At 67.9% G+C, this 24,848-nt stretch carries 22 protein-coding genes; 5 read left to right on the plus strand and 17 right to left on the minus strand.

All coding sequences use genetic code 11. The annotated features are described in order from the left end of the window. Nucleotide 1 precedes the first annotated feature (1 nt). The 3 genes from ehuC to VH569_RS17915 form a co-directional block, all read right to left on the minus strand. On the minus strand, nucleotides 2-661 hold the full coding sequence (gene ehuC, locus VH569_RS17905) for an ectoine/hydroxyectoine ABC transporter permease subunit EhuC (RefSeq protein WP_423316663.1): 660 nt from the start codon (nucleotides 659-661) through the stop codon (nucleotides 2-4). Nucleotides 662-735: 74 nt separating this feature from the next. Continuing rightward, complete coding sequence (gene ehuA, locus VH569_RS17910; protein WP_395453474.1) at nucleotides 736-1,521, minus strand: ectoine/hydroxyectoine ABC transporter ATP-binding protein EhuA; 786 nt, start codon at nucleotides 1,519-1,521, stop codon at nucleotides 736-738. A 122-nt stretch (nucleotides 1,522-1,643) separates the two neighbouring features. Continuing rightward, entirely contained in the window at nucleotides 1,644-3,029 is a 1,386-nt protein-coding gene (locus tag VH569_RS17915) for a PLP-dependent aminotransferase family protein (protein WP_423316665.1), read from the minus strand. A gap of 89 nt (nucleotides 3,030-3,118) precedes the next feature. On the opposite strand from VH569_RS17915, the gene VH569_RS17920 reads away from it, so the two are divergent. The 3 genes from VH569_RS17920 to VH569_RS17930 all read left to right on the plus strand — a co-directional run bounded on the left by VH569_RS17920 (nucleotide 3,119) and on the right by VH569_RS17930 (nucleotide 6,680). Further along, complete coding sequence (locus VH569_RS17920) at nucleotides 3,119-3,625, plus strand: Lrp/AsnC family transcriptional regulator (protein ID WP_423316667.1); 507 nt, start codon at nucleotides 3,119-3,121, stop codon at nucleotides 3,623-3,625. A gap of 140 nt (nucleotides 3,626-3,765) precedes the next feature. Further along, complete coding sequence (locus VH569_RS17925) at nucleotides 3,766-5,259, plus strand: NAD-dependent succinate-semialdehyde dehydrogenase (protein ID WP_423316668.1); 1,494 nt, start codon at nucleotides 3,766-3,768, stop codon at nucleotides 5,257-5,259. Nucleotides 5,260-5,300: 41 nt separating this feature from the next. Then, complete coding sequence (locus VH569_RS17930) at nucleotides 5,301-6,680, plus strand: aspartate aminotransferase family protein (protein ID WP_423316670.1); 1,380 nt, start codon at nucleotides 5,301-5,303, stop codon at nucleotides 6,678-6,680. A gap of 48 nt (nucleotides 6,681-6,728) precedes the next feature. Here VH569_RS17930 and VH569_RS17935 read toward each other — a convergent pair whose 3' ends face one another. From VH569_RS17935 to VH569_RS17970, 8 genes are all read right to left on the minus strand, one after another. Beyond that, nucleotides 6,729-6,932 (minus strand): hypothetical protein, encoded by a 204-nt coding sequence (locus VH569_RS17935; RefSeq protein ID WP_423316672.1) that lies wholly within the window; start codon nucleotides 6,930-6,932, stop codon nucleotides 6,729-6,731. Between the two features lie 148 nt (nucleotides 6,933-7,080). Continuing rightward, complete coding sequence (locus VH569_RS17940; protein ID WP_423316673.1) at nucleotides 7,081-8,730, minus strand: ABC transporter ATP-binding protein; 1,650 nt, start codon at nucleotides 8,728-8,730, stop codon at nucleotides 7,081-7,083. After that, nucleotides 8,730-9,620 (minus strand): ABC transporter permease, encoded by an 891-nt coding sequence (locus VH569_RS17945; RefSeq protein ID WP_423316675.1) that lies wholly within the window; start codon nucleotides 9,618-9,620, stop codon nucleotides 8,730-8,732. Before VH569_RS17945 ends, VH569_RS17940 begins: the two co-directional genes overlap by 1 nt. After that, nucleotides 9,617-10,567, minus strand: coding sequence for an ABC transporter permease (locus VH569_RS17950; protein WP_423316677.1), 951 nt, complete (start codon nucleotides 10,565-10,567; stop codon nucleotides 9,617-9,619). Before VH569_RS17950 ends, VH569_RS17945 begins: the two co-directional genes overlap by 4 nt. A 106-nt stretch (nucleotides 10,568-10,673) precedes the next feature. Further along, complete coding sequence (locus VH569_RS17955) at nucleotides 10,674-12,281, minus strand: ABC transporter substrate-binding protein (protein WP_423316679.1); 1,608 nt, start codon at nucleotides 12,279-12,281, stop codon at nucleotides 10,674-10,676. A 66-nt stretch (nucleotides 12,282-12,347) separates the two neighbouring features. Next, nucleotides 12,348-13,082 (minus strand): HAD-IA family hydrolase, encoded by a 735-nt coding sequence (locus tag VH569_RS17960; RefSeq protein ID WP_423316681.1) that lies wholly within the window; start codon nucleotides 13,080-13,082, stop codon nucleotides 12,348-12,350. A 251-nt stretch (nucleotides 13,083-13,333) separates the two neighbouring features. Beyond that, nucleotides 13,334-14,710 carry an aspartate aminotransferase family protein gene (locus VH569_RS17965; RefSeq protein WP_109050234.1) on the minus strand — a complete coding sequence of 459 codons (1,377 nt, stop codon included), beginning with the start codon at nucleotides 14,708-14,710 and terminating at the stop codon, nucleotides 13,334-13,336. Nucleotides 14,711-14,723: 13 nt separating this feature from the next. Continuing rightward, on the minus strand, nucleotides 14,724-15,593 hold the full coding sequence (locus VH569_RS17970) for a GNAT family N-acetyltransferase (RefSeq protein WP_423316683.1): 870 nt from the start codon (nucleotides 15,591-15,593) through the stop codon (nucleotides 14,724-14,726). Between the two features lie 373 nt (nucleotides 15,594-15,966). On the opposite strand from VH569_RS17970, the gene VH569_RS17975 reads away from it, so the two are divergent. After that, the gene (locus tag VH569_RS17975; protein WP_423316685.1) at nucleotides 15,967-16,635 is read left to right on the plus strand and encodes a haloacid dehalogenase type II; all 669 of its coding nucleotides are present in this window, start codon (nucleotides 15,967-15,969) and stop codon (nucleotides 16,633-16,635) included. 47 nt (nucleotides 16,636-16,682) lie between these two features. Continuing rightward, nucleotides 16,683-17,957, plus strand: coding sequence for an NAD(P)/FAD-dependent oxidoreductase (locus VH569_RS17980; protein ID WP_423316687.1), 1,275 nt, complete (start codon nucleotides 16,683-16,685; stop codon nucleotides 17,955-17,957). Nucleotides 17,958-17,980: 23 nt separating this feature from the next. On the opposite strand, the gene VH569_RS17985 is transcribed toward VH569_RS17980, so the two are convergent. The 6 genes from VH569_RS17985 to VH569_RS18010 form a co-directional block, all read right to left on the minus strand. Further along, nucleotides 17,981-19,264: an ATP-binding protein gene (locus VH569_RS17985; RefSeq protein WP_423316689.1), complete on the minus strand. Its 1,284-nt coding sequence runs from the start codon at nucleotides 19,262-19,264 to the stop codon at nucleotides 17,981-17,983. Nucleotides 19,265-19,434: 170 nt separating this feature from the next. Next, nucleotides 19,435-20,892 carry an NAD-dependent succinate-semialdehyde dehydrogenase gene (locus VH569_RS17990; protein WP_423316691.1) on the minus strand — a complete coding sequence of 486 codons (1,458 nt, stop codon included), beginning with the start codon at nucleotides 20,890-20,892 and terminating at the stop codon, nucleotides 19,435-19,437. 42 nt (nucleotides 20,893-20,934) lie between these two features. Next, complete coding sequence (locus VH569_RS17995; RefSeq protein ID WP_423316693.1) at nucleotides 20,935-21,978, minus strand: tartrate dehydrogenase; 1,044 nt, start codon at nucleotides 21,976-21,978, stop codon at nucleotides 20,935-20,937. A gap of 27 nt (nucleotides 21,979-22,005) precedes the next feature. Beyond that, nucleotides 22,006-23,478: an aldehyde dehydrogenase family protein gene (locus VH569_RS18000; RefSeq protein WP_423316695.1), complete on the minus strand. Its 1,473-nt coding sequence runs from the start codon at nucleotides 23,476-23,478 to the stop codon at nucleotides 22,006-22,008. A 10-nt stretch (nucleotides 23,479-23,488) separates the two neighbouring features. Continuing rightward, nucleotides 23,489-23,860, minus strand: coding sequence for a cupin domain-containing protein (locus tag VH569_RS18005; protein ID WP_423316697.1), 372 nt, complete (start codon nucleotides 23,858-23,860; stop codon nucleotides 23,489-23,491). 57 nt (nucleotides 23,861-23,917) lie between these two features. Further along, nucleotides 23,918-24,841, minus strand: a complete 924-nt coding sequence (locus tag VH569_RS18010) for a 2-hydroxyacid dehydrogenase (protein ID WP_423316699.1) — start codon at nucleotides 24,839-24,841, stop codon at nucleotides 23,918-23,920. Nucleotides 24,842-24,848 lie beyond the last annotated feature (7 nt).

Below are 24,848 nucleotides of genomic sequence, written 5' to 3' on the forward strand. Positions count from 1 at the left end.
TCTAGGTGCGCAGCCCGTCGAGGCCGCGGGTCATGCGGCGCTCCAGGGCCTTCATGCCGGCCGAGATCAGGCTGGCATAGGCGAAGTAGATGACCAGCACGGTCAGGAAGGGTAGCGCGGTGCTGCCGGTCTGCGAGCGGACGACCTGCGCCTGGAAGGTGAGGTCGCTGAGCGAGATCAGCGAGACGACCGAGGTCGCCTTCAGCAGTTCGATGGCGTTGTTGCAGAAGGTCGGCACCATCACCACCGCCGCCTGGGGCAGCAGCACGTGGCGCAGGCTCTGCCAGCGCGTCAGGTTCAGGGCGACGCAGGCCTCGTGCTGTTCGCGGCCGATGGACTGCACCGCCGCCCGCACCACCTCCGCGCCATAGGCGCCGACATTCAGCCCGAGCGCCAGCACGCCGGCCTGCAACGGCGTCAGCGTCACCCCGATCAGCGGCAGGACGAAATAGGCCCAGAACAGCTGGACGAAGATCGACGTGCCGCGAAAGAACTCGATATAGGCGACCGACACGGCGCGCACCGTGGAATAGCGCGACAGCCGGCCCAGCCCGGCGAGGAAGGCGGCCGGCAGGGCCAGCGCGCAGCCCAGCACGGTCAGCTTCGCCGTCACCAGTGCGCCTTCCAGCATCAAGCCCAGATAGCCGGCCCAATCAGCCATGAAGCCGAGATCTCCTGCGTTCGGGGAAAAAGCGGAAACGGGCGCAGTCGGATGCGCCGAGCCTTCGGATGCGCTCAGATGCGCTGTCCGGCAGCGATGATCTTTTTCAGGAAGGCCTGGGTCCGCTCGTGCGTCGGGTTGGTGAAGAGCACGTCGGGCGGCCCCTCCTCCACGATGCGGCCGCGGTCGAAGAACAGCACGCGGTCGGCGAAATCGTGGGCGAAGCTCATTTCGTGGGTGACCAGCAACATGGTCATGTCGGTGGTCGACCCCAGCATCCGCATGACGCTCAGCACCTCTTCCACCAGTTCGGGGTCGAGGGCGGAGGTCACCTCGTCGAACAGCATGATCCTGGGTTGCAGCGCCAGGGCACGGGCGATGGCCACCCGCTGCTTCTGGCCGCCGGACAGTTGGGCCGGCATGGCGCGGGCCTTGTCGGCGAGGCCGACGAGGTCCAGCAGCTCCATCGCCCGGCGTTCGGCATCCGCCTTCCTCACGCCCTTGGTCAGCATCGGCGCCAGCGTGACGTTGTCCAGCACGCATTTGTGCGGGAACAGGTTGAACAGCTGGAACACCATGCCGATCTTGGTCCGCATCCGGTGCAGGTGCGCCTCGTCGGCGGGGACCAGACTGCCATTGCGCTCCATCTGGAACAGATGCTCGCCATCGATGCGGATGGTCCCGCTTTCGATGGTTTCCAGCGTCATCAGCGTCCGCAGGATCGTCGTCTTGCCGGAGCCGGACGGCCCGATCAGCGCCAGCTTCTCACCCGGCCGGACTGAAAAACACAGGTCCTGCAGCACGGTGTGCGAGCCGTAGCGCTTCGTGACCCGGTCGATGTCGATGATTGCGTCGGTCACACCGGTCTTCCCTTGCAATGGTTGGCGACCGTGGATGTGCGCAAACGATGCGGGACCGCTTAAATCATGTCAATCCGGAAAATCAAATCATGACAATTCCGGAGGGGGTAGGCTCGGGACGGTCACATGGCGAGCAGAACCGGCTCCGGGTCGCTGTTCAGCAGATTGACGATCACGCGCAGGCCGGTGTGCAGCTCCGCTTCGGTGGTGGAGCCGATGGAGACGCGCAGCGCGTCGGGGCGCGTGCCGGGACCGATGGCGAAGGCCGAGCCCGGCGCCAGCGCCACCCCCTGATGGCGGGCATGCGACACGAAGGTCGCCTCCGGCCGTCCTTCGCCCAGCGGCAGCCACAGATGCAGCCCTTCGGGATGGCTGCGGTGGGGAATGCCCTTCAGAAGCTCGGCGGCCAGAGCGTGGCGGCGGTGCAGGGCCTTGCGCTGCCATTCCACCATCTCCATCGCGAATCCGCTCTCGACCCAGCGGGTGGCGATCTCGGCGACGATGGGCGTCGCGATCCAGTTGGTCACCAGATGGCGGTTGGTGACGGCGGCGAGCAGCCGGTCCGGAACCACCAGATAGCCGGTGCGCAGGCCCGGCATCACCGTCTTGGTGAAGCTGGTGACGTAGAGGGTCCGTTCCGGCGCCAGGGCCGCCAGCGGCGGACGCCGTTCGCTCAGCAGCGGCCCGAGCGGGTCGTTCTCCACGATCGACAGATTGTGCCGTTGGGCCAGCCGCGCGATCTCCCGCCGCCGCTCCTCGCCCATGTGGGTCGCGGTGGCGTTGATCGGATTCGGCATGACGAACAGGGCCTTGGCCGTGCCGTCGCGGCAGGCGGCATCCAGGGCGTCGGGCCGGATCCCGTCCTCGTCGATGGCGACGCCGCGCAGCTTGATGCCGAGATAGGAGGCGAGCGGAAGCAGGGTATGGTGCCCGACCTCTTCCGTCACCACGGTCGATCCGGGAGGGGCGGCGGCCATCAGGGCGATGGTCATGCCGGCGGTGGCGCCGTTGGTCAGGGTGACGTTGGCCGCCGTCGTCTCCACCCCGCAGTGGCGCAGCCAGGACACCGCCGTCGCCCGGTGGCGGGCGAACAGGGTGTTGGGGCGGAAGGACAGCACCACGGCCGGCGGCAGGCTGGCGGCAAGCTCCACCAGCGCCCCCCGCATCGCCTCCACATGCAGGGGCTCGCACACCGGCTTCAGGATCGACAGGTCGATCACCTCGTCGGTGCGTTGCGGGATGTAGGGCGGGTCGACTTCGGTCTGGGCGGCGCGGATGAAGGTGCCGCGCCCGGTCTCCCCGCTGATCAGACCGCGCCGGATCAGCTCCTCGTAGGCGCGGCTGACGGTCTGGACGGAAATGCCCAATTCGTCGGCGAGCTGCCGGTGGGTGGGCAGCTGGTCGCCGACCGCCAGTTGGCCTTGCGTGATCGCCCGCTGCACCTGATCGGCCAGCGAGAGATAGACGGGCCTGCTCAAAGCCGATGCATCGGGGTGCCACTTTGTCATGCAACATTTCTGCTGGAAATCACCACATTTGACAATGGCGGAAAGCGCGGACATCGTCGGGTCGTCATTTTCCAGAGGCACGCCGCCCCATGCCCGACCTGAAGCTCGATTCCATCGACCTGCGCATCCTTTCGGAAATCCAGCGGGACGGCCGCATCACCAAGCTGGCTCTGGCCGACAGGGTGGGGCTGTCGCCGACGCCGTGCTGGGTGCGGCTGCGCCGGCTGGAGGAGGGCGGCATCGTCACTGGCTATCACGCGCGGCTGGCGCTGCGGCAGGTGACGCCCTTCGCGATGGCGCTGGTCGAGGTGACGCTGGGCAGCCACCGGCAGGTCGATTTCGACCGCTTCGAACGGGCGGTCAGGGCCGAGCCCGGCATCGTCTCCTGCTGGTCGGTCGGCGGCGGGGTCGATTATGTCCTGCGGGTGGTGGCGCGCGACGTGGATGCCTATCAGCGGATCATCGACCGGCTGCTGGACGGCGACGCCGGGATCGACCGCTATTTCACCTACATCGTCACGCGGACGGTGAAGGACGATGCGGCGATGCCGCTGGAGGCGCTGATGGAGGAGCCGGGCGGGTCCGCCCCACCCTGATAGAGACTTTCTCTTCCTGCCCAGCTTGGGAAAGAGACACTCTCCGCCACGCAGGCCCAGTTCGGACACAGTCTCCGCCGTACCCCCGCTAGACTCCGGAACACCGGCGCTTCGGCGCCCCCCTTATTCCGGAGGTGTCCATGACCGCGCAGCTGTCCCGCCTGGACCGTCACGACGCCGTCGGCCGCCTGAGCGACCGCCGGTTGCTGCGTGAACTCGCCTATGTCGGCGGACGCTGGACCGCGGCGCCCAACGGCGCCACCTTCGCGGTGACCGACCCGGCCAGCGGGCGGACCCTCGCCCAGGTCGCGGCGCTGGACGCCGCCCAGGCGACCGCCGCCGTCACTGCCGCTTCCGCCGCCTTTCCGGCCTGGAGCGCCCGGCTGCCGCAGGACCGCGCCGCCCGGCTGCGCGACTGGTTCGACCGCATCGCCGCGGCCAGGGAAGACCTCGCTCTGCTGATGACGCTGGAGCAGGGCAAGCCGCTCGCCGAATCGCGGGGAGAAATCGACTACGCCGCCTCCTTCGTCGAATGGTATGCGGAGGAAGCCAAGCGGGTGGGCGTCGAGAGCATCGCCAGCCATTTGCCCGGTGCCGAAATGCTGCTGCGGCGGGAGGCGCTGGGCGTGGTCGGCATGGCGACGCCCTGGAACTTCCCGTCGGCGATGCTGACGCGCAAGGCGGCGGCGGCGCTGGCCGCCGGCTGCACCGTGGTGGCGCATGCGTCGTCCGAGACGCCGCTGTCGGCGCTGGCGCTGGCCGAACTGGCGGAGCGGGCGGGCATCCCCGCCGGCGTGTTCAACGTCCTGACCGGCGATCCGGAGCCGCTGGTCGGCGCGCTGTGCGACGACGCCCGCGTCCGCGCCATGAGCTTCACCGGTTCCACCGAAATCGGCAGCCGCATCGCCGCGCGCTGCGCCCCGACCATGAAGCGGCTGGTGATGGAGCTGGGCGGCCATGCGCCGCTGCTGGTCTTCGCCGACGCCGATCTGCAGCGGGCGGTGGACATCGCCATCGACGCGAAGTTCGCCACCTCCGGCCAGGACTGCCTCGCCGCCAACCGCATCTATGTGCAGCGTCCGCTTTACGACAGCTTCTGCGCCGCCTTCACCGCCCGCAGCGCCGCGCTGCGCGTCGGGCCGGGGCTGGAGCCGGAGGTGCAGATCGGCCCGCTGATGAACGGACGGGCGGTCGACAAATGCGCCCGCCATGTCCGCGACGCGCTCGACCGCGGCGCCCGCTGCCTGACCGGCGGCGAAATCCATCCCGCCGGCCCGCTGTTCTACCGTCCGACCGTGCTGGCCGACGTGGCGCCGGACTCGCTGATCCTGCGCGAGGAGACCTTCGGCCCGGTCGCCGCGATCCTGCCCTTCGATGACGAGGCGGAAGCGGTGGCCCGTGCCAACGACACCGACTACGGCCTCGTCGCCTATCTGGTGACCCGTGACGCCGGCCGGATCCTCCGCCTGTCGCGGGCGCTGCACTACGGCATGGTGGCGGTCAACCGGGTGAAGATCACCGGCGCGCCGGTCCCCTTCGGCGGGGTCAAGCAATCCGGCCTCGGCCGCGAAGGCTCGCGCCATGGGCTGGAGGCCTTCACCGAGCTGAAATACGTCTGCCTCGACGCCGCCTGATCCCGCTGCCTGAAGCGAAATTCTTATCGGGAAAAAACGTCATGACCGACCTGACCAACGAGCTGACCGCCTGGGACCGCGACCATTTCTTCCACCCGTCGACCCACATGGCGGCGCATGCCCGCGGCGACACGCCGACCCGCGTCGTCACCGGCGGCGACGGCGTCTACATCACCGACCGTGACGGCAAGCGCAGCCTGGACGCCTTCGCCGGCCTCTATTGCGTCAATGTCGGCTATGGCCGCCGCGAGATCGCCGACGCCATCGCCGAGCAGGCCGGCAAGCTCGCCTATTATCACGCCTATGTCGGGCATGGCAGCGAGCCGTCGATCACGCTGGCCAGGATGATCGTCGACCGGGCGCCCGCCGGGATGTCGCGCGTCTATTTCGGCCTGTCGGGATCGGACGCGAACGAGACCAACATCAAGCTGGTCTGGTATTACAACAACATCCTCGGCCGGCCCGAGAAGAAGAAGATCATCTCGCGCTGGCGCGGCTATCATGGGTCGGGGGTGATGACCGGCAGCCTGACCGGGCTGGAGCTGTTCCACAAGGCCTTCGACCTGCCGCGCCCGCCGGTGCTGCACACCGAAGCCCCCTATTACTTTCGCCGCGCCGACCGCAGCATGAGCGAGGAGCAGTTCTCACAGCACTGCGCCGACCGGCTGGAGGCGCTGATCCAGGCGGAGGGGCCGGAGACCATCGCCGCCTTCATCGGCGAACCGGTGCTGGGCACCGGCGGCATCGTTCCGCCGCCCGCCGGCTATTGGGAGAAGATCCAGGCCGTCCTGGACAAGCACGACATCCTGCTGATCGCCGACGAGGTGGTGACCGGGTTCGGCCGGCTCGGCAGCATGTTCGGGTCCGACCATTACGGCATCAGGCCCGACCTCATCACCATCGCCAAGGGCCTGACCTCCGCCTATGCGCCGCTGTCGGGGGTGATCGTCGGCGACCGGGTGTGGAAGGTGCTGGAGCAGGGCTCCGACCAGCTCGGCCCCATCGGCCATGGCTGGACCTATTCGGCGCATCCGCTCTGCGCCGCCGCCGGGGTGGCTAATCTGGAGTTGATCGACACGCTCGATCTGGTGACCAACGCGCGCGAGACCGGGGGCTATTTCCGCGCGGCGCTGACCGACGCGCTGGGCGGGCATCCGATGGTCGGCGAGGTCCGCGGCGAAGGCATGCTGGCGGCGGTGGAGTTCGTCGCCGACCGGGACGGGCACCGCTTCTTCCCCGCCGAGGCGAAGGTCGGGCCGCGCCTGTCCGCCGCACTTCTGGAGCGGGGGGTCATCGCCCGCGCCATGCCCCAGGGCGACATCCTCGGCTTCGCACCGCCGCTCTGCCTGACGCGGGAGGAGGCCGACATCGTGGTGGCGGCGACGGCCAAGGCGGTGAAGGCGGTCGCGGCCGAACTCTGAACGTCGAACTCTGAATGGGGCTCCGTCAGTGCGCCGGTACCGGCCAGCCTAGCAGGGCTGATCGGCGTGGTGACGCGAGGCTGACTGCCCGGTGAACCGCTCGACGCAGGCCGAGAGGCTCGCCAGGGTGGTCTCCTGGTAGACCCAGGGACCGAGCCCCGCACGCGCGACGGTGATTTCCCGGCGATCCCCAAGGTCGGTGATGGTCGCCGTGAAGCCGCCGACCGCGACACTCTGCTGGGAACAGGTCATTTGGACGTCCTCCTCGACATCATGCCGCAGGGTGGACCGCCGTACTTAACGAGACATGAACATATGGTGGTATGTGACCGCCTACCCACAAATAGCCCGGTTCGTTGGCTCGCCGAATGATCGCTTAACCGGCGGGTCAGGCGGCGGATCAGGCCACCCGCATCCGGTCGGCATCGATGTTCAGCGTGTCGAGCCAGGTCGGATCCAGCTTCGGAACCGACGAGAACAGCAGTTTCGAATAGGGGTGCTGCGGCTGCTGCCGGTCGGCGGGGATGATGGTCTCCACCGTCTGCCCGCGATACATCACGACGATCTCGTCGCAGATCGCCTCGATCACCGACAGGTCGTGGCTGATGAAGACATAGGACAGGCCAAGTTCGCGTTGCAGCTCCTTCAGCAGGTCGATGACCGCTGCCGCAACCACGGTGTCGAGGGCCGAGGTGATCTCGTCGCACAGGATCAGCTTGGGCTCGGCGGCGAGCGCACGGGCGAAGTTCACCCGCTGCTTCTGGCCGCCCGACAATTCGGCCGGGCGGCGGTGGCGCAGGGCGCGGGGCAGGCGGACCATGTCCAGGAGCGCATCGACCCGCGCGTCGCGGGCCTTGCCGCGCAGGCCGTGATAGAAGGTCAGCGGACGGCCGAGGATGTCCTCGATGGACTTGGCCGGGTTGAGCGCGGTATCGGCGTGCTGGAAGACGATCTGCATGTCGCGCAGCTGGTCGTGGCTGCGCTGGCGGGCGCTGTGCCACAGCTCCTTGCCGTTGAACTGGATGTCGCCCTTGCAGGCCGGCAGGATCCCGGCGATGGCGCGCGCCAAGGTCGATTTCCCGCATCCGGACTCCCCGATGATGCCGAGGTTGGTGCCCCGCTTCACCTGCAGGCTCACCCCCTTGACGGCGAGGACCAGCGGCTGCCCGTTCGACTGCGGCGGGCCGTAGCCGGCGCTTAGCGTGTTGATCTCCAGCAGGGGAGCGCCGCTGTCGGTGGCGGGCAGTGCCTCGCGCCCGCCGGTGTCGGGGTGGAAGGCGTGCAGCAATTCCTGGGTGTAGGGGTGGGTCGGGCGCGTCAGGATGTCGTGGACGCTGCCGGTTTCCTGCACCTCGCCGTTGCGCAGCACCATGATGCGGTCGGCGATCTGGGCGACCACGGCCAGATCGTGGGAGACATAGACGCAGGCGATCCGGTGCTGGGCGGTCACCGCCTTGAAGGCGCGCAGCACCTCGACCTGGGTGGTGACGTCCAGCGCCGTCGTCGGCTCGTCGAAGATCACCACCTTGGGATCGCCGATCAGCGCCATCGCCGCCGCCAGCCGTTGCAACTGGCCGCCCGACACCTGATGCGGGTACCGGTCGCCGATGCTGTCGGGATTGGGCAGGGACAGGGCACGGAACAGGGCGACCGCCCGGCGGCGGGCCTCGTCCGGCGGCATCAGGCGATGGATCCGCGTCACCTCGATGACCTGCTCCATGATGGTCGAGGCCGGGTTGAAGGCGGCGGCGGCACTCTGCGGCACATAGGCCACGGTGGTGCCGCGCAGGGCGGCCCGGTCCTTTTCCGACAGCGTCACCATGTCATGGCCGTCGACCCGCACCGTTCCGCCGGAAATCCGGCAGCCCGGACGGGCGTAGCCGAGCAACGTCATGGCGGCGGTGGTCTTGCCGGAGCCGCTTTCGCCGATGAAGGCGACGGTCTCGCCGGCGGCGATGTCCAGGTCGATGCCCTTCAGGATCTGGATCCAGCGGCCGGAATCGGTGGTGGCCTCGACCGTCAGGCCGCGGATTTCGACAAGGTTCGTCATCAGGAAGCACTCCGGTCCCGGATCTTCTGCGGAAGATTGTCGATCAGCAGATTGACGCTGATGGTCAGGGTGGCGATGGCCAGCGACGGCACGATCACCGCCGGTGCCGCGAAGGGCAGGCCGCCGATGTTCTCGCGCACCAGCGCACCCCAGTCGGCATAGGGCGGCTGGACGCCCAACCCCAGGAAGGACAGGCCCGACAGCAGCAGGACGATGAAGACGAAGCGCAGGCCGAGGTCGGCCAGCACCGGGCCGATGATGTTGGGCAGAATCTCCGATGCGATCAGATAGGGCAGCCTTTCGCCCCGGATGCGGGCGACCATGATGAAATCCATCGTGTCGATGTTGATCGCCAGCGCCCGGCTGAAGCGGTAGGCGCCGGGAACATAGATCACCGACAGGGTCAGGATCAGCACGGGGATGGACGAGCCCACCGCCGCGACCACCATCAGGCCGAACAGCTTGCTGGGGATGGAGTTCATGGCGTCGAGGATGCGGCTGACCACCATGTCCACCGGCCCACGCAGCACCGCCGAGGTCATGCCCAGCACCACGCCGGTGAAGCAGGCGATGGACACCGCGGCCAGCGAGATGCCGACGGTGTAGCGGGCGCCGTAGATGATGCGGGACAGCATGTCGCGGCCGAGATAATCCGACCCCAGCCACAGGCCGGACCGCATCGGGCCGAAATAGTCGAGGTCGATCATCTCGCCCACCGAATGGGGCGTGATGTAGGGGGCGAACAGGGCGACCAGCGCCCAGAACAGGACGACGGAGAAGGCGGCGAGGCCGACCAGATTGATCCGGTAGCCCGACCATGCCGCCAGCGAGCCGGTGGAAGCCCTGGAGCCGGTTGAGGCCCTCGGTTCAGTGGAAGAATGTGTCTTCATCGGAGCCTCGGGTTCGACAGGATGGCGACGATGTCGGCGGTGGTGATCAGGATCAGATACCCGAAGCAGAAGATCATCGCGCAGGACTGGATCAGCGGCAGGTCGCGGGTGGACACCGCATCGACCATCAGCTTGGCGATCCCCGGATAGTTGAAGATCGTCTCGACGATGATCACGCCGCCCAGCAGGTAGGAGAGCGACAGCGCCACCGCGTTGGAGATGGGTCCCAGCGCGTTGGGCAGGGCGTGGCGCAGGACCATGCGGGGGCGCGACGCCCCTTTCAGCAGCGCCATCTCGACATAGGGCGTGTTCAGCGTTTCGATCACGGCGGCTCTGGTCATGCGGATCATCTGCGCCGACACCCCGAAGGTCAGGGTGATGACCGGCATGGCGTAGGCCCGCAGCAGACCGGAGACGCTGTCGACATTGTAGGTGAAGGACAGGGCCGGCAGCCATTTCAGGTAAACGGCGAACACCAGGACGGCCAGGGTCGCCAGCACGAATTCCGGCACCGAGATGACGCCGATGGTGGCGATGGTGACGATGCGGTCATAGAGCGTGCGCCGCCACATGGCGGCGGTGATGCCCAGCGTCAGCGCCAGCGGAACCGACACCAGGGTGGTCAGCCCGGCCAGCTTCAGGGTGTTGGCGAGCCGGCCGGAGATCAGCGTGGCCACCGGCATATGGTTGGCGTAGGAGGTGCCGAGATCGCCCTGGAACAGGCCGCCGATCCAGTAGACGAAGCGCAGCAGGGCCGGGTCGTCCAGATGCATGGCCGTGCGCAGGCCGGCGATCGCTTCCGGCGTCGCCGCCTGCCCCAGCAGGATGGTCGCCGTGTCGCCGGGCAGCAGGGTGGTGGCGAAGAACACGGCGAAGGATACGATCGTCAGCGTGACCAGTGCGATGAGCAGCCGACCAAGGATGAGGGACGGAACGCGTGATGTCATGCTTGGCCTCCGCAAGGCGAGGCGCCCCCGGAGGGGTTGCCCGAATGGGCCGCGACGGGCCGGAACGGCCGGCCCTGCGGCCGTCCCGTTCCGCCCGCCCACTGTATCAGGCGGCCAGCCAGACATACTCGGCGAAAGCGTAGCCCATCATGCCGCCCAGCGGGCTGGGGGCGAGGCCCTTCAGCTTGTCGTTGATGGCGTCGATGTTGGAGATGTAGGCGGGGATGATGGTGCCGGCCTCTTCGGCGATCATCACCTGCATGTCGTTGTAGATCTCCTTGCGCTTGGCCTGGTCGAGCATGCCGCGCGCTTCGATCATCATCTTGTCGAACTTCTCGGACTTGTACTTGCTCTCGTTCCACGGCGCTTCGGAGGCGTAGAGCAGGGAGAACAGGATGTCCGGCGTCGGGCGCGGGTTGATGTTGCCGAAATGGATCGGCGACTTCAGCCAGTAGTTGCTCCAATAGCCGTCGGACGGCACGCGCTGCACGTCGAGCTTCATGCCGATCTCGGCGGCGGAGGCCTGGATCACCATCGCCATGTCGATGGCCGACGATGCGGCATCCGACGTGATCACCGGGATCGACTGGCCCAGGACGCCGGCCTTCTTGAACAGCGCCTTCGCCTTTTCCGGGTCGAACGCCTTCGGCTTCAGGGCAGCGTTGTGGTAGGCGTTGACGGGCGAGACCGGCTGGTCGTTGCCCACCTCGCCGAAGCCGCGCAGGGCCGATTTGACGATCTGCTCGCGGTTGACGATGTACTTCATCCCATCGACGAAGTCCTTGCGGCTGCCGGGCTCCATATCCAGGCGGATGTTCAGGTCGGTGTAGTTGCCGGACGTCGTCTTCGACAGGGCGAAGCCCTTCTGCCCGTCCACCAGACGGGTGGAGCGCGGGTTGATCGACGCGGCGAGATGGATGTCGCCGGACAGCAGCGCGTTGACGCGGGCATTGTCGTCGCTGATCGCGAAGAACTCGAAGGAGTCGACGTTCGGCCCGCCCTTCCAGTAATTCTGGTTGCGCAGGCCGATGGAGCGCACGCCGGGCTCGAAGCTCTTGCAGGTGAAGGCGCCGGTGCCGTTGCCCTTGGAGAAGTCGGTGGTGCCGTCGGCCACGATCATGAAATGGTGGGTGGCCAGGATGGTCGGCAGATCGGCGTTGGGGCTGGCCAGCGTGATCTCGACGGTGGTCTTGTCGACCGCCTTGAACTCCGTCATCTGCGCGGCGATCTTCGCGACCTTGGAACCGACGGCGGGATCGAGGTGGCGCTTCAGCGAATACACCACGTCGTCGGCGGTCAGCGACTTGCCGTCGTGGAAGGTGACGCCCTTGCGCAGCTTGACCGTCCAGGTCTTGGCATCGCCCGATTCCACGCTCTCCGCCAGCTCCATCTGCGGGATGCCGTTCTGGTCCAGCGTGGTCAGGCGGTTGTAGAAGGCGCAGCAGCGGACATAGTCGGTGGACAGCGACGCCTTGGCCGGGTCCAGCGTGTCGGCGGTCGAGGACGACCAGCCGGCAGCCTTCAGCGCGCCGCCCTTCACCGGCGTGGCGGCCAGCGCCATGCCGGCGCGGCCCAGAACGAGGTCGGCGGCGGCCAGCGACACCCCGCCGGCCAGCAGCATCTTCATCAGGTCGCGGCGCGTGGCCCCGCGCCGGATGGCGCTTTCGACCATGCTGTCGTCAGTCCGGGTCCAGCTTTCAGGCGTCTTGGTCATGTCTGCCTCACTCTGTTCAGGATTGTTCGTTCGTTTCTTTATTCAGCGCGCTCCGGTTTGGCCCGGTTACGCGGAAGCCGTCTTCGGCTCTGCGGCCGCTGCTTCGACGGCATCGGCCAGTTCCGCCATCGAGCGGAAATGGAAATCCGGTTCGGTGAACTCGGCGGGCTCGATGGTGCCGCCATAGCCCTTCTGGGCGTGCCGCCGCTGGATCCAGCAGTTGGTCATGCCGAGGCGGCGGGACACGCCGATGTCGTGGTACTGGCTCTGGGCGACGTGCAGGATGGCGTCCTTGCTGCCGCCGTCGCGCTCGACGAACTCGAACACCTGTTGGAAGAAGGCGGGGTTGGGCTTTTCGACGCCGGTGTCGTCGGCGGTGAAGCCGGCAAAGAACGGATCGCCCAGCTCGCGGGAGAAATGGGTGAAGGCCCAGCGCCGCGCGTTGGTCATCGCGATCAGCTTGTAGCGCTTGGCCAGACGCGCCATGGCCTCCCGGCTGTCGGGGAAGCCGGCCCAGACCGCCGCGGAATCCCGCAGGCGTTCGCCGTACTGCGTGCCGGCGGGCAGCCCCAGCTTGGGCGCGATCACCGAATAGACGCGCGCCAGATCGTCGGGGAACAGGTCGGCATCGTCGGCATAGCGCGCCTCGCGGTAGAGGGTCAGCGCCGCCTCGCCGTCCACCGTGGTGCCGGCCTCCGCTGCGATTGCGGCGAGGCAGTCTTTGATGCCGGATTCGAAGTCGATCAGGGTGCCGACGACGTCGAAGGTCAGATACTTGAAGCTCAGCAGACTCTTGGTCAACGCACCATCTCCTCATCAAGGACCGCAGGGGAGCCGTTCCGGTCCGCCGGGGCGTTTCAGGTCCGGCGGCAACCTCCGCCGGGATGTCTTTGGAGCTGGTCCCTCTTGAACTGGCCTGGAGATTCGGTCTTCTTCCCCTCCAGTGTGGTCCAAGGGGTGGGTGAGGGTCTCCGAATCTTCGGTACTGGACAGCAGAAAATGCTGGATACGGAGGTATCCGCGGTTTTTTCCACGGACACCCCCTTTTTCGTCTAGCGCATCGCCCGGCGGACGTCGGGATCGTCCAGGGTCTGGTCGAGCGTTTGGGCCGTCCGCTCCAGGATCGCATCGATGTCGTCGTCGGTGCAGCAGAGCGGCGGGGCATAGCCAAGCACGCCGTTGGCGAAGGCGCGGATCACCAGACCGTTGGACCAGGCCCGGTCGAAAATCCGGCGCGACGGTTCGGCGGCGGCGGGCAGGGGGGTCTTGCGCTCCTTGTCCACCACCAGTTCGATGGCGGCCAGCATGCCGCGCCCGCGCACGTCGCCGACCAGCGGGTGGTCGCGCAGAGCGTGCAGCCCGGCCATCAGCCGCGCCCCGGCCCTGGCGCCGTTGGCGAGCAGGCTGTCCTCGTACAGGCGCAAGGCCGCCAGCCCCACCGCGGCGCTGACGGGGTGGGCGGAGTAGGTGTAGCCATGGCCGACCGCGCTGCTGCCGGCGGCGTCCGCGATGGTATCGTACACCGCGTCCGACAGGAAGACCGCGCCCATCGGCACATAGCCGGAGGTCAGGCCCTTCGCCGTGGTCATCATGTCGGGGACCACGCCGTCGTCGGTGCAGGCGAACAGCGGGCCGGTGCGGCCAAAGCCGGTGATGACCTCGTCGGCGACGAACAGGATGCCCAGGCTGCGGCAGCGGTCGCACATCGCCTTCATCCAGCCGTCGGGCGGCACCAGCACGCCGCCCGATCCCTGGATCGGCTCGGCATAGAAGGCGGCGACCCGTTCCGGTCCGCCGATTTCGGCGATCTTCGCGTCGAGGGCGGCGAGCGAGGCGGCGATGATCGCATCGGCATCGTCGCCCACCGGGTTGCGGTAGGCGTAGTGCGACGGAATCTTGTGCTGCCAGTCGAAAGGCACGCCGAAGCCGGCATGGAAGGCGGGCAGCGCGGTCAGCCCCGACCCGACGGTGGAGGAGCCGTGATAGCCCTGCTCGATGGAGATGAACTGGTCGCGCTGCGGCTGGCCCTTGGCCAGCCAGTAGTAACGGATGAAGCGGATGGTGCTGTCCACCGCATCCGACCCGCCCAGCGTGAAATAGACATGGTTCAGGTCGCCCGGTGCCCGTTCGGCGAGTGCCGCCGCCAGCCGGATCGCCGGTTCGCTGCCAAGCCCGAAATAGCCGGTGGCGTAGGGCAGTTCCTGCATCTGGCGGGTGGCGGCGTCGATGAGGCTCTGCTGGCCATAGCCGGCGTTGACGCACCACAGGCCGGCGAAACCGTCGACCAGCTGGCGGCCGGCGGCGTCGGTGACCGTCGCCCCGGCGCCGGAGGCGATCACCCGCACCCCGGCCTTCTCATGGCCGCGATATGACGCGACGGGATGGACCAGATGGGCACGGTCGAGTTCGATCAGGGAATTGCTGAGCATGGTCCTCTCCGGATCAGCCGAGTGCCTGGCTGGCGAGCGCGAAAGTCGAAACGGGGGCGGGCGACGCGGGAGCTGCCGCTGGCGCCGGGCGGCGCATGGCGATGCCGCCGCCGACAGGACGCAGACCGCAATCGGCCAGCCATGGAGCGAGGCCGGTGTCGGCGGTGGTGTCCACCCGCAGGAATTTTCCCGGATGCGCGGCGACGAGCGGGCCGATCAGGGCCTTGGCGCCGTCCGCGTCGGGGGCGACCACCGGGCCGACGACCTGCCCGCGGCCGAAGTCGCGCAGGGCGGCGAAGCCGGCGGGGACGCCGTTCCGGCGCAGCAGCGTGAAGGACCCGACCCCGGCGATGCGCTCCAGCAGCAGGCGGCGGTCGGCGCCGAAGGCTTGGCGGTCCAGCGCGGCGATGGCCGCAAGATCCTCCGCGCCGGCCGGGGCGACGTCTTCCGCCGCCACCGGCGCAACCGGACCGGCTTCGCCCTGGTGCTGGAGGACGGTGCCGACCTCGCGGAAGCCCAGCTTTTCGTAGAGCGGCAACCCCTCGCTGGTGGCGACGAGGCGCAGGGGGCGGCCGTCCGCCAGCGCCATCGCCTCGTCCATCAGACGGCGGCCGAGGCCCTGCCCGCGCCAGTCCTCGTCGACGATGACCATGTTGATGGTGGCGGCATCCTCGCCATAGCGCGTCGTCAGCACGGTGCCGACCAGCCGGCCCGATCCGGCATCCACGGCGACCAGCCCCCGGCTCAGCGACAGGAGCAGCGACCAGTCTTCCAGCCGGTGCGGCCATTGCGCCTGCCGCGACAGGGCGAGCGCATCGCCCAGATGCTTCGGCTCGAAAGCCGCACAGTCGATCGCTCTCTTGGGAACCGTATTCTTGTTCATGGGCAGTCCTTTCACCCTCTGCCTCCAAGAGTGTGCGCAGCGGCCCCGGACGTTTGTCTGAAGGCGACACCCGCCGCGACATCTTTCACCTTTGCTCCGGCAGCCCGCCGCATCTTATGCCGCGACGATGGCGGGCGAACCCGCGGGCGGGGCGTCTATCCCCCGTTCCGGGCGCCCTGGCGCCGTTTCCCTCCCAACCAAATGCCGAGGACCGAGACGGAAACGGAACTTTGTGCTTTCGCGCCCGGCAATTCGGTCAGGCCCGGCTTCGCGGCGACGTTAGGATCGTGGGGCAGGGCCGGCAGCGCCCCATTCCCAATTTGCCCTAACCCAATTCGCCCCTCCCACGTCGTTCCATCTCAAGGAAGCAGCCATGAGCCAGTTCCGGCCGAAATACGTCACCTTCGATTGCCACGGCACGCTGATCAACTTTCAGATGGCCGAAGCGGCGCGCGACCTCTACGGATCGATCCTCGACGAAGCGCGGATGACGGAGTTCATCAGGAACTTCGCCGCCTACCGTCTCGACGAGATCATGGGCGACTGGAAGCCCTATGCCGAGGTCGTGCACAACTCGCTGGAGCGCAGCTGCAAGCGTAACAACGTCGTCTTCCGCGACGAGGATGCGCGCATGGTGTACGAGCGGGTTCCCACCTGGGGGCCGCACCCGGACGTGCCGGCCGGACTGGCCAAGGTCGCAAAGGAAATCCCGCTGGTCATCCTGTCGAACGCGATGAACGACCAGATCCCGTCGAACGTGGCGAAGCTGGGCGCGCCCTTCCACGCCGTCTACACCGCCGAACAGGCGCAGGCCTACAAGCCGCGCTTCCAGGCGTTCGAATACATGTTCGACATGCTCGGCTGCGGGCCGGAGGACATCCTGCACTGCTCCTCCTCCTTCCGCTACGACCTGATGTCGGCGCACGATCTGGGGATCCGCAACAAGGTGTGGGTCAACCGCGGCCACGAACCGGCCAACCCCTATTACGGCTATGTCGAGATTTCCGACATTTCCGGCCTGCCCGGCGTGGTCGGTCTGTAAGGGGCGGAGCTTTCGAGGTTCGGGCTGCAACGACAAGGACCCAGGTCATGAAATTCGTCTCCTACTGGCACGACACCGCCCCGGCCTTCACGGGCGGAGCCGAAGGAACCGTCGAGGGCCATTACGACGTCGCCGTCGTCGGAGGAGGGTTCACCGGCCTGGGTGCCGCCCGCCAGCTCGCCAAGGCCGGGGCTCGGGTGATCGTGCTGGAGGCGGACCGCGTCGGCGGCGGGGCTTCGGGGCGCAACGGCGGGCACCTCAACAACGGTCTGGCCCACAGCTTCATCGCCGCCAAGACCGCGCTGGGGACGGAGCGTGCCGTCGCGCTCTACCGGGCCTTCGACCAGTCCATCGACACGCTGGAGACGCTGATCGCCGAAGAGGGGATCGATTGCAGCTTCCGCCGCGCCGGCAAGCTGAAGCTGGCCTCCAAGCCGGCGCATTTCGACGCCATCGCCCGCAACTTCGAGGTGGTGCACCGCGAGGTCGATCCCGACACCGCCCTGCTGACCGCCGAAGAACTGAAGGACGAGGTCGGCTCGCCGTTCTTCGGTGCGATGCTGTCGCGCAAGAGCGCCATGATGCATATGGGCCGCTTCGTGGTCGGGCTGGCCGACGCCGCCAGGCGCCATGGCGCGGTTCTGGTCGAAAACGCGCCGGTCGGCGCCATCGCCCGCACGGGCGACCGCCACACGCTGACCACGCCGCGCGGCACGGTCACCGCCAAAGAGGTGCTGGTCGCCACCGGGGCCTACACCACGCCGAATTTCAGCCATTTCCGCCGCCGCATCATCTCGGTCGGCAGCTTCATCATCGCCACCCGCCCGCTCGGCGATGGCGAGATCGCATCGGTGGTACCGGGCAACCGCACCTACGTCACGTCGATGAACATCGGCAACTACTTCCGCCTGTCGCCCGACCGGCGGCTGATCTTCGGCGGCCGCGCCCGCTTCTCGGCAACGTCCGACCAGCAGTCCGACGCCAAGAGCGGGGCGATCCTGCGCGCGAGCCTCGCAAAGATTTTCCCGCAGATCGCCAGCATCGACATCGACTATTGCTGGGGTGGGCTGGTGGACATGACCAGCGACCGCTACCCGCGCGCCGGTTACCAGGACGGGCTGTGGTACGCCATGGGCTATTCCGGCCACGGGGCGCAGCTGTCGACCCATCTCGGCATGACCATGGCCGACGCGATCCTGGGGCGCGAGGACCGGAACCCGCTGAAGGATATGTCCTGGCCCGCCGTCCCCGGCCATTTCGGCAAGCCCTGGTTCCTGCCGCTGGTCGGGCTGTATTACAAGGCGCTCGACCGCATCCAGTGATCGGCGGGAAGCGGAAGCTCGTTCTAAAAAGACCAGAACATGGAAAGCGGCAATGCGATCTTGCGTGGGCCGAAGGGCAGAAGCCGGTCGCCGAGATAGACGACGAACGAGCACCCTTTGTACGCTTCGGCCGGGCCGCCGGGTCCGAAGAACCAGTCCGCGTGGCGGAAGTCGCCGTTCGTGACGGTGGCTGACGCCTTCATCTCGAACAGGGCAAGGACGCGGTTGGGAGCTTGGGCGATGAGGTCCACCTCGCGCTGCTTGTCGTCCCGGTAGTGATGGAGCGTCCAGCGCTTCGATTGCAGCGGCAGGCTTTTTTCGACCTCGGTGTAGACGAAGGTCTCCAGCACCTGGCCAAGCGCCGTGGGATTTGCCAGCAGGCCGAAACTGTCCTCGTCCTCGCCGCGAAGGGCGGTGGCGATCCCGGTGTCCATGAAGTGGATTTTGGGCCGCTTCACCTCCCGCTTCGTCGCTGCGGAGGTCCAGGCGCCGAGCAGATGGACGATGCCCAAGCGGCGCAGGATGTCGATGTAATCGTTGACGGTTTCCTTGCGGACATCGCCCAGCGCGCTGCACAGGGACGCGATGTTCAACTCGTTGGCCGTGCGGTTCGCCAATTGGTCGATGAGCCTGCGCAGGATATCCGGTTTGCGGATCGGCGCCACGACGGCGACGTCCTTTTCGACGACGCTGTCCAGGTAACTCTGATACCGGTCCATGCGATCAGGGGTGTCGAGGCGGCGGATCTCCGGAAATCCGCCGCGCAGCATAAGATCGATGGCCGCCTCTCGGCTGTAGGCGGCGGGTGCCGGCAGGTGTTGCAGACAGTCGTCGGGGGCCTTGGCAACGGCATCGAGGATCGCTGCGGGAGTCCTCATCTGGATCTCCGCTCCGCTCAGTGGGCGGAGCGTCAGCGTCATTACCCGGCCGGCGAGGGAATCCAGGGCCCGGCCGATCGTGAAGATGTCGGCGGAACCGGTCAGCAGGAACTGTCCGGGGCGGCTTTCGGTGTCGACGATGCGCTTCAGCGCCAGTGTGACATCCGGCAGCCGTTGCACCTCGTCGATGACTATGGGCAGTTGCCTGGCCGCGCCTTCCCTGGATAGCAGTTGCAATTGCCCATAAGGGTCGCTGTCAAGTGAAGAGCGCAGATCGTCTGCGTCGAGCGTAACGTAGACGGCGGAGTCGATGAGGTCGCGGACCAAGGTGGTCTTCCCGGCTTGGCGTGGACCGATGACGTTGACGACCCGGGACGAGGTGAGCGCCCGCTCGACCTTCGGTATGAGATGCCTTGGGATGGGTGCCATGATCCTGCTCGCGTTCCACTCTGCCCAACGCCAGGATGGCGGAAAATGGCGATTGGAAACAGCGGGAAAAGGCTATTAGGCGTCGTGGAAAAAGCCGGTTGACTGATTGGAGAAAAGGCGCCCAGCATGCCGGGCGCCCTTGTGGGATCGTCAACGGCCTATGACGCGGCTCACCCCAACCCGCCGATGTGGAAGGTCTTCAGCTCCAGATACTCCTCGATGCCGACCTGCGCGCCTTCGCGGCCCAGGCCGGACTGCTTGACGCCGCCGAAGGGGGCGACTTCGGTGGAAATCGCGCCGGTGTTCAGCCCGATCATGCCGGCCTCCAGCGCTTCACCCACCCGCCAGGACCGCGCGAGGTTCTGCGTGTAGAAATAGGCGGCCAGCCCGAACGGCGTCGCGTTGGCCAGCGCGATGGCCTCCTCCTCCGTCTCGAAGCGGAACAGCGGGGCCACCGGGCCGAAGGTCTCCTCATGCGCCAGCAGCATGTCGGTGGTGGCGCCGGTCAGCACCACCGGGGCGACATACTGCGCACCCGTGGCCGCGACGGCGGAAGAGGCAATGGTGGCTCCCTTGGACACCGCGTCGGCGACGTGGCGCTCGATCTTGGCGACGGCGGCGGCGTTGATCATCGGGCCGATGGCGACCCCCGGTTCCAGCCCCGATCCCACCCGCATGGCATTGACGCGGGCGACCAGCCGGTCGCGGAACGCCTCGTAGACGCCCGACTGCACCAGGATGCGGTTGGCGCAGACGCAGGTCTGCCCGCCGTTGCGGAACTTGGAGAGGATGACCCCCTCCACCGCCTGATCCAGATCGGCGTCGTCGAACACGATGAAGGGCGCGTTGCCGCCCAGCTCCAGGCTCAGCCGCTTGATGCCGTCGGCGGCCCCGCGCATCAGCAGCGAGCCGACGCGGGTGGAGCCGGTGAAGGAGATCTTGCGGACGGTCTCGTTCGCCAGGAGTTCCTCGCCGATGGCCTCCGGCCGGCCGGTCAGGATGTTGACCACGCCGGCCGGGATGCCGGCGCGTTCGGCCAGCACGCCCAGCGCCAGCGCCGAATAGGGGGTGAAGTCCGACGGCTTGATGACCACGGTGCAGCCGGCGGCCAGCGCCGGGGCGACCTTGCGGGTGATCATCGCGTTGGGGAAGTTCCACGGCGTGATGATGCCGCAGACCCCGACCGGCTCCTTCAGCACGACGATGCGGCGGTCGGGGGTGGGGGAGGGGATGGTGGTCCCGCCAATCCGCCGCGCCTCTTCGGCGAACCATTTGACGAAGGAGGCGCCATAGCGGATCTCGCCCCGCGCCTCGTCCAGCGGCTTGCCCTGCTCCAGCGTCAGGATGCGGGCCAGATCCTCCAGGTTCTCGATCATCAGCGCGTGCCAGCGCTCCAGCAGCGCGGCACGGTCGGCGTGAGTGCGCCGCTTCCAGGCCGGGTAGGCTTCGGCCGCGGCGGCGATGGCGTCGCGGGCATCCGTTCCGTCCATGTCGGGAACGTTGCCGAGGGTGCCGCCGGTCGCCGGGTTCTGGATGCCGATGGTCCGGCCGGCAACTCCGTCGCACCAGCGGCCGCCGATCAGCCCCCGTTCGCGGAACAGGGAGGAGTCCGTCAGGTGATGGATCATGGTCTTGTGTTTTCCGCTGCTTGGGTTTTCAGGCAACCGGCGTTACGACAGGGCCGACAGCACGGCGGCGGTGATCGCGTCCGTCCTGTCCTTGCCGGGAACGGTGCCGATGCCGCGGCCCGTTGTGTCGCCCAGTGCGGCCATCACGCGGTCGGCGGCGGCCTTTTCCCCCAGATGCTCCAGCATCATGGCACCCGACCAGATGGCGGCGATGGGGTTGGCGATGCCGAGATGGGCGATGTCGGGGGCCGATCCGTGCACCGGCTCGAACATCGACGGCGCCTTGCGGTCGGGGTTCAGGTTGGCCGAGGCGGCGAAGCCCAGCCCGCCCTGGATCGCCGCCCCCAGATCGGTGAGGATGTCGCCGAACAGGTTGGAGGCGACGACGACGTCCAGGCTTTCCGGCGCCGTCACCATGCGCGCCGCCATGGCGTCGACGTGATAGCTGGTGACCTCGACGTCCGGGTGTTCGGCGGCCAGCTGGCGGGTGATCTCGTCCCAGAACACCATCGAATATTTCTGCGCGTTCGACTTGGTGACGGAGGCCAGCTTGCCGCGCCGGGCGCGGGCCTGGGCGAAGGCGAAGCGCAGGATCCGCTCCACCCCCATGCGGGTGAAGACACCGGTCTCCACCGCAACCTCCTGCGGCGTTCCCTGATGGATGCGCCCGCCGGCGCCGGCATATTCGCCCTCGGTGTTCTCGCGGATGCACAGGATGTCGAAGCCGCCGCGGCGCAGCGGACCCTCGACCCCCGGCAGCAGCCGGTGCGGGCGGACATTGGCATACTGGTCGAACGCCTTGCGGATCGGCAGCAGCAGCCCGTGCAGCGACACCGCGTCCGGCACCTCCGCCGGCCAGCCGACGGCACCCAGCAGGATGGCGTCGTACTTGCGCAGGCTGTCGATGCCGTCGGCCGGCATCATCACGCCGGTTTCCTTGTAATGAGCGCAGGACCAGGGCAGTTCGGTGCCGGTCAGCGCGAAGCCCGACTGTGCCGCCACGGCCTGCAACACCTCCCAGGCCGCGTCGACCACGGGATGCCCGATGCCGTCGCCCTTGATGATCGCAATGTTGTGGGTCTTCATCGAACGTCCCCTGTCTTTTTCATTGGATTACAGGCCGATCAGCACGCTTTTGCTGCGGCGGTTGGCGAGATAGGCCTCGCGTCCCAGATCCTTGCCGATGCCAGAGCGCTTGTAGCCGCCGGTCGGCAGGATGTGGTCGCGGGAGCGGCCATAGCGGTTGACCCACACCGTTCCGGCCTGGAGCCGCCGGGTCAGGCGGAGGGCGCGCGACAGGTCGCGGGTGTAGAGGCCGGCGGCGAGGCCATAGGTGGGATGGTCGGCCAGAGCCATCGCCTCCTCCTCGCTGTCGAAGCTCTGCACGGTCAGCACCGGGCCGAAAATCTCCTCCACCACGGCGGGGGAGGTCTGATCGACCCCGGCCAGCAGGGTCGGCGCGTAGAAATACCCCTCGGCGTCCATCGGGCCGCCGCCGGTCAGGCATTCCACCGGCCCGGTCAGCGACGCCGACACGATGGAATGGATGCGGGCGCGCTGCCGTTCGGAGATGATGGGGGAATAGCGCGTCTCCGCGTCCCAGGTCGGGCCGGGGCGGACGGCGCGCATGTGGCCCAGGATCCGCTCGACCAGCGGCCCGGCCGCGCTGGCTTCGACCAGCAGGCGCGACCCGGCGACGCAGGCCTGTCCGGCGTTGGACAGGACGCTGGTGGCGATGGCCGCCGCCGCCTTGTCGAGGTCGGCGTCGGCGAAGACGATCTGCGGGCTCTTGCCGCCCAGCTCCAGCGTCATCGGCTTGACGCCGCTGCGGGCGATGTCGGCCATGATCGCCGAGCCCGCTGCCGTCGATCCGGTGAAGCTGACCTTGGCGATGCCGGGATGGCGGGTGATGGCGGCGCCCGTGGTCGGGCCGTCGCCCTGGACGATGTTGATCAGCCCGGCGGGAACCCCCGCCTTCACCGCCAGCTGCGCCAGCAGGACGGTGGAGAAGGGCGTCATCTCCGACGGCTTCAGCACCACCGCGTTGCCGGCGGCCAGCGCCGGGGCGAGCTTCCACCCCGCCATCGACAGCGGGAAGTTCCAGGGCGTGATGGCGCCGACGACGCCGTAGGGCTCGGTCATCACCATGCCGAGGCTGCCGTCGTCGGTGGGGACGAGGTCGCCGCCCTCCTTGTCGGCGAATTCGGCAAAGAAGCGGATCTGCTCGGCGGTGATGGCCACGTCGCCGGCCACCAGCTGGCCGACCGGACGGGTGGAGGACAGCGCCTCCACCTTTGCCAGCGTTTCCGCCTCCTCCTCGATCAGGGCGGCCCAGCGCTGGAGCACGGCGGTGCGGTCCCGTGGGCGCAGGCCGCCCCAGTTGCTGGATTTCAGCGCCGCCTGCGCGGTCGCGACCGCCTGGTCGACGAGGTCCGCGGAGGCCACCGGGCAGTCGGCATAAGCCCGGCCGTCCGATGGGCGGTGCATCGGCAGCCGGGGCAGCCCGTCCTCCGCCGGGATCAGGCGGTCACCGATGAAATGACCGTTCGGCAGGGGCAGGCGGTCCGGATCGAAGGACAGGCTCATGAACGGACCCTCAGTCGATGATGACGTAGATCTTGCGGACCGTCTCGATGGTCTTCCACACACCGGTGAAGCCCGGCTTCATGACGAAGCTGTCGCCGGCCCGGTAGACCACCGGCTCGCCCCCTGACCCGTCGGCGTCCGGGGTGATTTCGACGATTCCGGACAGGATGTGGCAGAACTCGAAGGTCTCGCCCTTGATCGACCGGGTTTCGCCCGGCGTGGCTTCCCAGACGCCGGTCCGGACGGTGTCGCCCTTGGCGGCGTCGGCGTCCTGTGCCCAGGTCTTGAAGGCGGGCGCCCCGGCGATCAGCCGGTCCGGCATCGCGGTCGATTCACGCGGGGCGAAGGTTGGGGCGGTGTCGATGGTCTTCAGCAGCGACATGGAAGCGTCCTTGGTCGATGAGCGGCCGTGCCGCGGGAAGGGTATCGGGCAGCCGTGTCAGTAGCCGCGCCGCCGGTCGACCAGACCGACCGGATCCTGCCCGGCGAAATGCCGGTTCAGGTTGGCGATGACCGCCTGGGCGGCGCTTTCCGGCTGGGTGATACTGGCGATGTGCGGGGTGAGCACGATGTTCGGATGGGTCCAGAAGGGATGGTCGGCCGGCAGCGGCTCGGGCTCGGTCACATCGACCATCGCGGCGGACAGGTGGCCGGTGTCGAGCGCGTCCAGCAGGGCGGCGTGGTCCAGCTGCGGCCCGCGCCCGGTGTGGATCAGCGCGGCACCGCGGGGCAGCTTCGCCAGCAGGCGGGCGTCGAGGAAGCCGCGGGTGTCGGGCGTCAGCGGCAGCAGAACGATCAGGATGTCGGTTTCGCCCAGCATCGCATCGAGCCCGTCCGCGCCATGGTGGCAGGTCACGCCGTCGAGTTCGCGTGGCGAGCGGCTCCATCCCGACAGCGGGAAGCCGAAGGGCTTCAGCCGCTCCAGCACCGCCTGCGCCAGCACCCCCAGCCCGAGCACGCCGATCCGGCGCTGTGCCGCCTGCGGCTGGGGCAGGGGGCGCCAGAGGCACTCCCTCTGCTGCGCGCGGTAGGCCGGCATCTGGCGATGCAGGGTCAGCACGGCCAGCGTGGCGTATTCCTGCATCATGCGGACGATGCCGTCATCCACCATGCGGACGACCTTCACATGGTCGGGCAGGGCGGTCATGGTGAACTGGTCGACCCCGGCGCCGATGGAGAAGACGATCTCCAGATTGCGGTAGCGGGCGAGGTTTGCCGGAATGGTCCATGTGATCAGGTAGCGCACCGCATCGGGATCGACGCTGGCCGGGTCCATCGAAAAGGGCAGTTCCGGCAGCGCGCGGGCGAAGGCGTCCGCGAAGATCGCGCCGCGCACGGCATCGGAATTGAACAGGAAGGTCATTGGAACC

Origin of the sequence: Azospirillum sp. 11R-A (genome assembly GCF_049472615.1) — a bacterium.
In the GTDB taxonomy this organism is placed as follows: Bacteria; Pseudomonadota; Alphaproteobacteria; order Azospirillales; family Azospirillaceae; genus Azospirillum; species Azospirillum palustre.